The following is an 8,134-nucleotide window of genomic DNA, read 5'->3' as shown; positions in this document are numbered from 1 at the left end:
CCACGCAGCGTTCTCGTGAACAGTTCGCGCACGGGGCGCCGGAACTGTTCACGAGAACGGGGCCGGTGGTGCTGGCATCGGGATCGCCGCGGCGGCGCGAGCTGTTGGCCGGAGCGGGGTGGGAGTTCGAGGTCCGGCCCGCCGACATCGACGAGACACCGCGTCGCGCCGAAGCACCGATCGACTACGTCCGGAGACTGTCGATCGAGAAGGCTGCGGCCGTCGCTCAGCCGGGCGAGACGGTGATCGCTGCCGACACGACGGTCGAGGTCGACGGCACGATCCTCGAGAAGCCGGTCGACGATGACGATGCCCGTCGGATGCTCGAACTGCTGTCGGGACGGTCACACCACGCGCACACCGGTGTGACGGTGGTGTTCGGCGACGACAGCCAGACGATCGTGGTCAGCACATCGGTGACGTTCGTCGACCTCACCGACGACATGATCGAGTGGTACCTCGCAACCGGAGAGGCCGACGACAAAGCCGGTGCCTACGGCATCCAGGGAGCCGCAGCCGGATTCGTCGAGCGGATCGACGGCAGCGTGACCAACGTGATCGGCCTCCCGCTCGCCGAGACCGTCGCCATGCTGCGTTCGACGACCGCACGCACCTGACGCACCCGAGCGTTGGCGTCAGAAGAGCGGCCGGAACGGTGGCGTCCAGCGGTGGGCGAGCGGACCGACCGGTCGCCGGTGACGGTCGAGGTCGGTGCGTCGAACGAAGCGGGGATCCGCGACTTCCGTGGCGTACGGACCGGCGGAGCCGGATGCCGAGCGGTCGAGCTCGGCGCAGAGTGCCGCCACGAGCACGGCGAGAACGACGACCGGTGTGAGGTTCTCCAGCACCGACTCGGTCAGTCCGAAGATCGCGTAGGCGCCGAGCACGGAGATTCCCGTGATGCCGAGCGTCTGGCGTCGCCGATCGGTCCCGCGGATCGCGCGCACGAACGCGGCCGCCGGGACGGCGAACAGTGCGATCAAGGCGCCCACGCCGATCAGGCCGCCGTTGGCCGCCGCGCCGAGGAGTTGGTTGTGGGCATGGTCGAACGTGGCGATCCGCTCGTGGCGGAGGCCCCGTGCAACGTCGCCGTCGAAGTGAGTCGCGAGGTTGCCCCACCCGAGACCGGTGACCGGCTGCTCGTTGAATGCTTCGGCCGACGACCTCCATGCTTCGATCCGCGCGCCTTCGGACGATCCGGCCGATTCCGACTGCGGCGCTTTCGGCCGATAGCCGGAGACGTTCGTCACCGATGCCGACGCGCGACTCGTCGGCATTCCGTCCGAGACGGTGTTCGCGAAAACGAGAACGCATGCAAGTCCGATCGCCACTCGCGCCAGCCGGCGTGGCGTCAACTCCTCGCGCTCCTGCCACAGGAGGAGAGCGATGAGCGCCGGGACGGCCACCCACCCGCCGCGCGAGCCGGACAGGATGCTTGCCGTCAACGCGAGAGCCCCGGCGCCGAGCGCGGCAGGCAGCGTCATGCGACGTGGCAGGTCGATCAGACGATACAGGCTCACCGAGACCACGCCGAAGACGACCGCGAGGTTGCCGAACGTGATCGAGTTCGCGGTGATGCCGGTCGCCCGCGGGTCGCCGACGACACCGACCTGCACGACGGCAGTGAGTCCGGCGATGGCGGCGGCGGCCGTCGCGCCGACCCACAGTGCGCCGATGGTGTGTGCACGGCGGCGCTGGAGCCAGAACAGCACGCCGATCGCAGGAAGCAGCGCAAACCAGATCAGCAGTTGGGCGCCGTGTCCGGTGAGTGGCTTGCCGAGCATCGCCAGCATGACCGAACCCACGAAGACGAGCGATACGAGAATCCAGCGGCCGAGCGTCGGGCGTGAGAGGTGCGGGTCGGCCATGCTGCGCATGTCGTCGTGCGGCCGACTCGTCATCGCCGCGACGAGAACGATCAGCCACACCGGCACCGGAAGGAAGAGGACGGACGCGAGAACGACCGCGGTACCCACGACGACACGACCCTCCGTCGCATCGACCAGCCGGGCCCGCACGGACCCTGTCGAAGTATTCATGTCCACCAGCCTGTTCACGTCTGACGCCCACTGTCACCGGTCACGACATCACGCTGGGCGCAGAGCCTGTGACCGGATTGCAACCGAAATGTAGACGATTTGTTACGTTCGCCGAGATCAGTTTGCGGTGTCGTTGGACACGTCGAGGGTCGCGCTCCGTCGGCAGCGTCTGCATGGTCGCCGCCGGTGAACCTCCGACTCCGCGTGCCCAACACGAAGGTCGATCGGGCGCGGGTCGAACCGTCGATCCCACTCGTCCTCGGGACCTTCGTCGTCGACGTCACGTCGGTGTTCGTGCTCGGCAAGGCGTTCGGAGTCGAGTACACCGAGATCACCGCGACCTCCGACAACCTCGACGCGTTCGGGTCCTCGTGGGTCATCTCCATCCTGGTCGGGTTCGCGTTCGTCGGCTTCTCCGAGGAACTGATGACGCGCGGGTGCTCCTCAGCCGCGACTCCGGGTCCGCGGTGACACGAAACCGACGACAGGGTGGCCGCCGCGCGAACTCTCGTTGGCACTCTCACCTTTCGGTTGCCAATCGTCACACGGAGGTTTAGCATTGGCAGTCGGTTTCAGGGAGTGCCAAGTTGGGTATCCCCTGAAGCTGTGACCGACGCTCAGTCAGCGTCGGGGCGAGCAATATCTCCCACACATGACTGCCAATGGAGGCATGAAACATGAACCTGAAGCCACTCGATGACCGCATCGTGGTCCGTCCCGCAGAAGCCGAGACGCAGACCGCATCCGGTCTCGTCATCCCTGACACCGCGAAGGAAAAGCCCCAGCAGGGTGAAGTCCTCGCCGTGGGCCCGGGCAAGCGCTCGGACAGCACCGGCGAGTTGATCGAGGTCGGAATCAGCGTCGGCGACACCGTCCTGTACTCGAAGTACGGCGGCACCGAGGTCAGCTCGGGCGGCGAAGACCTGCTCGTGCTCAACAGCCGTGACGTGCTGGCGATCGTCGGCTGAGCCGACCCTCGCTGAACCAAACCATTCGCAGAACCAAACATTCGTAAAGAGGTAGAAACCACATGGCAAAGATCCTGAAGTTCGACGACGAGGCCCGCCGGGCACTCGAAGCCGGCGTCAACAAGCTCGCTGACGCCGTCAAGGTGACGATCGGTCCGAAGGGCCGCAACGTCGTGCTCGACAAGAAGTTCGGCGCACCGACGATCACCAACGATGGTGTGTCCATCGCCAAGGAGATCGAGCTCGAGGACGTCTTCGAGAACATGGGCGCCCAGCTCGTCAAGGAAGTCGCGACCAAGACCGACGACATCGCCGGTGACGGCACCACGACCGCCACGGTCCTCGCTCAGGCGATGGTCTCGGCCGGCATGAAGAACGTCGCCGCCGGTGCGAACCCGATGGAGATCAAGAAGGGCATCGAGGCAGCCGTCGCGGCCGCCGTCGAGTCGATCCAGGCGCAGTCCACCGATGTCGACGACAAGAAGGACATCGCGTCCGTCGCCACCATCTCCGCCGCTGACGCGTCGGTCGGCGAGGTCATCGCCGACGCCATCGACAAGGTCGGCAAGGACGGCGTGGTCACGGTCGAGGAGTCGAACACGTTCGGCACCGAGCTCGACTTCACCGAGGGCATGCAGTTCGACAAGGGCTACCTGTCCCCGTACTTCGTGACCGACACCGAGCGCCAGGAAGTCGTCCTCGAGGACGCCTACATCCTGCTCCACAGCGCCAAGATCTCGACCGTCCAGACGATGCTCCCGACGCTCGAAGCCGTCATGCAGACCGGCAAGCCGCTCGTGATCATCGCCGAGGACATCGACGGTGAAGCACTCGCCACCCTCGTGGTGAACAAGATCCGTGGCACGTTCAACGCCGCGGCCGTCAAGGCTCCCGGCTTCGGCGACCGTCGCAAGGCGATGCTGCAGGACATGGCGATCCTCACCGGTGGCCAGGTCATCAGCGAGGAAGTCGGCCTGAAGCTCGACAACGTCACGCTCGACCTGCTCGGCACCGCCAAGCGCGTCGTGATCACCAAGGACACGACCACGATCGTCGACGGCGGCGGAACCACCGACGACATCAACGGCCGCGTCAACCAGATCAAGGCCGAGATCGAGAACACCGACTCCGACTGGGATCGTGAGAAGCTCCAGGAGCGTCTCGCGAAGCTCGCCGGCGGTGTCGCTCTGATCCGCGTGGGCGCCGCCACCGAGGTGGAGCTCAAGGAGAAGAAGCACCGCATCGAAGACGCCGTGTCGTCGGTCCGTGCAGCCATCGAGGAAGGCGTGGTCGCCGGTGGCGGCACCGCCCTCATCCGGGCCCGCGGCGCCGTGCAGAAGGTCGTCGACTCGCTGGAAGGCGACGAGAAGACCGGCGCCAAGACGGTCTGGGCCGCCCTCGTGGCCCCGGGCCTCAACATCGCGAACAACGCCGGCCTCGAAGGCTCGGTCGTCGTCCGTGAGGTCGAGGCAGCCGAAGGCAGCAACGGCATGAACGCGGCAACCGGCGAGATGCAGGACCTGCTCGCTGCGGGCATCATCGACCCGGCCAAGGTGACCCGTGCGGGCCTCCAGAACGCCGCGTCGATCGCTGCGATGGTGCTCACCACCGAGTGCCTCGTCGCCGACGAGCCCGAAGACGACGCCGGCATGGGCGGCATGCCCGGCGGCGGCATGGGTGGCATGGGCGGCATGATGTGATTCCGCTGGGCGGGTCGTACTGATCCGCCCACCGGCCACCAGGCCCCATCACTTCGGAACGGCCCGATTCGCCTCGTGCGAGTCGGGCCGTTCCGCGTCCCGGGGGCGATGCGGCCGGTGCCGCGGCTCAGGCGGTCAGCATCAGTTCCTCGAGGCCGCGGATGACGAAGGTGGGGTGGTAGCGCGGCTCGGCAGCGAGGGTGAGCGTGGGGAAGCGGGCGACGATGTTGGCGATCGAGGTGGCGAGCTCGAGGCGGGCCAGGGGAGCGCCGATGCAGAAGTGGATGCCGCCCCCGAAACCGATGTGCGATGGATCGTTGCGGCCGATGTCGAAACGATCCGGTTCCACGAAACGTCGCGGATCACGTTGCGCTGATCCGAACAGCATGGCGATCTCCTGGCCGACGTCGATCTGCTGCCCGGCGATCTCGACGCCGTCGTCGAGCACCCAACGCTCGAAGAGTTGCAACGGGGAATCGAAGCGCAGCAACTCCTCGACCGCTGCTTTCGCGTCGACCTCGCCGGCGGTCAATCGGCGCCACTCGTCGGGGTGGTGCATCAGCGCACGGAAGCCGTTGCCGAGCGTGTTGACGGTCGCCTCGTGGCCGGCCTCGAGGAGCACCATCGTGGTCGACACGATCTCGGGTTCGGTCAGCGTGTCGCCCTCGTCCTCGACCCGAGCGAGTTCCGAGACCAACAGATCGTCGGGGTGCTGTCGCTTGTGTGCGATCAGGTCCTGCGTGAAAGCGATGAACTCGCCGGCCGCGCGGTCGGCCGCCTGCTTGGTGGCGTCGTCGGCGTCGAGTTCGTACATCTTGACGATGGAGTGAGACCAGTCGAGCAGGGATCGCGCGTCGGCGACCGGAATCCCGAGCATCGAGCAGATGACCTCCACCGAGAACGGCTGTGCGTAGTCGCCGAGCAGGTCGAACGTGCTGCGTTCGGCGCATTCGTCGAGCAGGCGATCCGACACCGCCTGGATGTCGTCGGCGAGCAACGCGACGGCGCGCGGGGTGAACACCTTCTGCACCAGACGGCGCAGGCGGGTGTGATCCGGCGGTTCGAGCGCCAGCAGCGACCATCGTTCGTGCGCGTGGAACGACGCCCAGCGCGGGTCCGGTGCTGGTCGACCGAACTCGGCATCGGTGAAGCGATGGGAGTAGGCACGACCCATCCGACGATCACGTAGCGAGGTCGAGATGTCGTCGAATCGAGTGAGCACCCACTGGTTCGTGGTGTCGTTCCAGAAGATCGGCATTGCTTCGCGGATCTCGTTCAGCACGGGATAGGGATCGGCGATGAGATCGAGATCGGAAACGTCGAAGCGGGCGAGGTGGTCGTCCGGAGCGGGCACGGTCGCGACGTTAGGTGACGCCGTCGTGTGGGAGGGCAGGCGGTCGTGAACGTCGATACCCTCGGCGCGGTGACCCGACTCGGACATGGAGCGATGCGTCCGTTCTGGATGCATCAGGTCGTCGAGTACGTGATCGCCGCGGTCTTCCTGTCGGTGGGCTTCGGGAGTCCGACTCCGATCCTTCCGGCGGTACTCGGTGCGATCGTGATGATCAACGCGGCGATCGCGATCGGTCCCGCGTCGGCGTTCCAGCTCGTCCATCGGCGTGTCCATCGCATCATCGATCTCGTGGTGATGGGTCTCGTGGTGGCGGCGGTGGTGCAGCCGTGGGTCGACCTCGACGCCAACGGTCGCATCGTGATGGCGCTGCTCGCCGTCGTGCTCGCTTTCGTCTGGTGGAACACCGACTTCGCGACGAAGGACGAACGCAAGCAACGGCGACGCGAACGGGTGAAGCCCGATTCCGAGGAAGTCGGTCGATCTGCGGGGCGCTCCGCGGCCGAGGCCTACCTCGCTGCGAAACGCCTGAAGAAGACGGTCGTCGACGATCGTCGGACCGACGAGTCATGAGCGATCCCGTGCCGACGCGCCGGCCGGGTGGACGTCAATCGATTCCGCGGCCGTCGAACACGGTCACCGAGTTCGACGCGCCATGGGAGCTCGGCGCCTCGTGGACCGTCGCGGAGATCGTCGACGCGGTCCCCGCAGAGTCCGGGCCGTTGCTGCCGACGTTCCCCGATGCCCGGCACTCCGCTGTCCTGCTGCTCCTCGCCGACGGTCCGCACGGTGCCGAGGTGCTGCTCACCCGTCGATCCATGCTGCTGCGCAACCACCGTGGCGAGATCAGCTTTCCCGGGGGGCGGTGCGATCCAGGAGAGACACCGATCGAGACTGCACTGCGCGAAACGTACGAGGAAGTGGGACTCGAGATGGAACGCCCCAAGGTGGTCGGCGAGCTCGAACACCTGTCGACGATCGTGTCGAAGAGCTACATCGTGCCGGTCGTCGCCACGCTCGACGAGCGCATCGGGTTGTCGCCCCAGACCGCTGAAGCCGACCGGGTCATGTGGACGCCGATCGCGGAACTGACGCGCCCCGATACGTATCACCGGGAGCGATGGGGACTGCCGCCGCTCGACCGTCCTCTGCACTTCTTCCACCTGGACGACGAGACCGTCTGGGGTGCCACCGCCCGCATCCTCGTCGACCTGCTGACCCTCCCCGCGCTACCCCAGCCGTAGCGCTCAGGCGCCCCAGCCGCCGGAGAAGTCGAAGAACTGACCGGTCTGGAAGCGGTTGGTGCCGTCGAGCAGGACGGCGGTGACGTTCGCCAGTTCGTCCATCGTGCCGAGCCGACGCATCGGTGTCTGTGACTCGATCCGCTTGCGGCGCTCGGGATCGTCGGCGCCCGACGCCTTGATGAAGCCGGGGAAGTCCATGAAGTTCGTCCCGACCGCGTTGACCTGGACCCCGTCGCGAGCGTGTTCGAGGCCGACGGCGCGCACGATCCCGTTCGCTCCGGCGCGAGTGCCGCCGTAGATCGACGTCATCGGATCGGGACGTCCACCGGTTGCCGAGGTGAACACGACGACCTGGCCCGCGCCTGCGTCGACCATCGGGGGCAGCGTTGCCTGCAGCGCGTGGAACACCATGTCGAGGTTGTTCCGCTTGATCTGATCCCAGTGTTCGCTCGACATGTCGAGGAACTTGCCGACGATGATCACGCCGGTGACGAAGCACGCCGAGTCGAGTCGCCCGAAGCGATCGAGCGCCGCCTGCACCACGGCCCGATTGCCTTCGGCGGTGCGGAGGTCGACGTCGGTGACCGTCTCGACCGCAGCTCCGAGTGCTTCGAGTACGGGAACCTGGGTCTCGAACGATCGCTCGACGCCGACCATCGAGTCGTCGCCGGCGGCACCTTGGAGTACGAGGTCGTACCCACGCCCGGCCAACGTCCGCGCCAGCGCCGGTCCGACGTAGCCGGTGGCCATCGTGATCAGAGCGACAGGACGTTCGTTCGAGGGCATCCGAGCAACGTTACGTGACGGGTCAGACCCGTCACGTAACGGTCAG

The 8,134-nt window shown here is 66.7% G+C and carries 9 protein-coding genes; 6 read left to right on the top strand and 3 right to left on the bottom strand.

Going from position 1 to position 8,134, the window contains the following annotated elements:
- Positions 1-65 precede the first annotated feature (65 nt).
- On the top strand, positions 66-617 hold the full coding sequence (locus ON45_RS16485) for a Maf family protein (RefSeq protein WP_040495191.1): 552 nt from the start codon (positions 66-68) through the stop codon (positions 615-617).
- 18 nt (positions 618-635) lie between these two features.
- On the opposite strand, the gene ON45_RS16480 is transcribed toward ON45_RS16485, so the two are convergent.
- A complete protein-coding gene (locus tag ON45_RS16480; RefSeq protein ID WP_148288733.1) occupies positions 636-2,039 on the bottom strand; it encodes an O-antigen ligase family protein in 1,404 nt (467 codons plus the stop codon).
- A 186-nt stretch (positions 2,040-2,225) separates the two neighbouring features.
- Here ON45_RS16480 and ON45_RS16475 point away from each other — a divergent pair, with 186 nt between their 5' ends.
- The 3 genes from ON45_RS16475 to groL all read left to right on the top strand — a co-directional run bounded on the left by ON45_RS16475 (position 2,226) and on the right by groL (position 4,707).
- Positions 2,226-2,510 carry a hypothetical protein gene (locus tag ON45_RS16475; RefSeq protein ID WP_040495187.1) on the top strand — a complete coding sequence of 95 codons (285 nt, stop codon included), beginning with the start codon at positions 2,226-2,228 and terminating at the stop codon, positions 2,508-2,510.
- A 206-nt stretch (positions 2,511-2,716) separates the two neighbouring features.
- Positions 2,717-3,007 (top strand): co-chaperone GroES, encoded by a 291-nt coding sequence (groES, locus tag ON45_RS16470; RefSeq protein ID WP_040495186.1) that lies wholly within the window; start codon positions 2,717-2,719, stop codon positions 3,005-3,007.
- 62 nt (positions 3,008-3,069) lie between these two features.
- Positions 3,070-4,707 (top strand): chaperonin GroEL, encoded by a 1,638-nt coding sequence (gene groL / locus ON45_RS16465; RefSeq protein ID WP_040495185.1) that lies wholly within the window; start codon positions 3,070-3,072, stop codon positions 4,705-4,707.
- 127 nt (positions 4,708-4,834) lie between these two features.
- Here groL and ON45_RS16460 read toward each other — a convergent pair whose 3' ends face one another.
- Positions 4,835-6,061, bottom strand: a complete 1,227-nt coding sequence (locus ON45_RS16460) for a cytochrome P450 (RefSeq protein WP_040495195.1) — start codon at positions 6,059-6,061, stop codon at positions 4,835-4,837.
- A 69-nt stretch (positions 6,062-6,130) separates the two neighbouring features.
- On the opposite strand from ON45_RS16460, the gene ON45_RS16455 reads away from it, so the two are divergent.
- On the top strand, positions 6,131-6,631 hold the full coding sequence (locus ON45_RS16455) for a hypothetical protein (protein WP_040495183.1): 501 nt from the start codon (positions 6,131-6,133) through the stop codon (positions 6,629-6,631).
- Positions 6,628-7,302 carry an NUDIX hydrolase gene (locus ON45_RS16450; protein ID WP_051063224.1) on the top strand — a complete coding sequence of 225 codons (675 nt, stop codon included), beginning with the start codon at positions 6,628-6,630 and terminating at the stop codon, positions 7,300-7,302. The genes ON45_RS16455 and ON45_RS16450 overlap by 4 nt, the downstream gene beginning before the upstream one ends.
- Positions 7,303-7,305: 3 nt before the next feature.
- Here the strand turns inward: ON45_RS16450 and ON45_RS16445 are convergent, their stop codons facing one another.
- Positions 7,306-8,088, bottom strand: coding sequence for an SDR family NAD(P)-dependent oxidoreductase (locus ON45_RS16445; RefSeq protein WP_040495182.1), 783 nt, complete (start codon positions 8,086-8,088; stop codon positions 7,306-7,308).
- Between the last annotated feature and the right edge of the window lie 46 nt (positions 8,089-8,134).

It is taken from the genome of Ilumatobacter nonamiensis YM16-303, from assembly GCF_000350145.1.
Taxonomy (GTDB): Bacteria; Actinomycetota; Acidimicrobiia; order Acidimicrobiales; family Ilumatobacteraceae; genus Ilumatobacter_A; species Ilumatobacter_A nonamiensis.
This window is presented reverse-complemented; position numbering and strand designations above follow the sequence as displayed.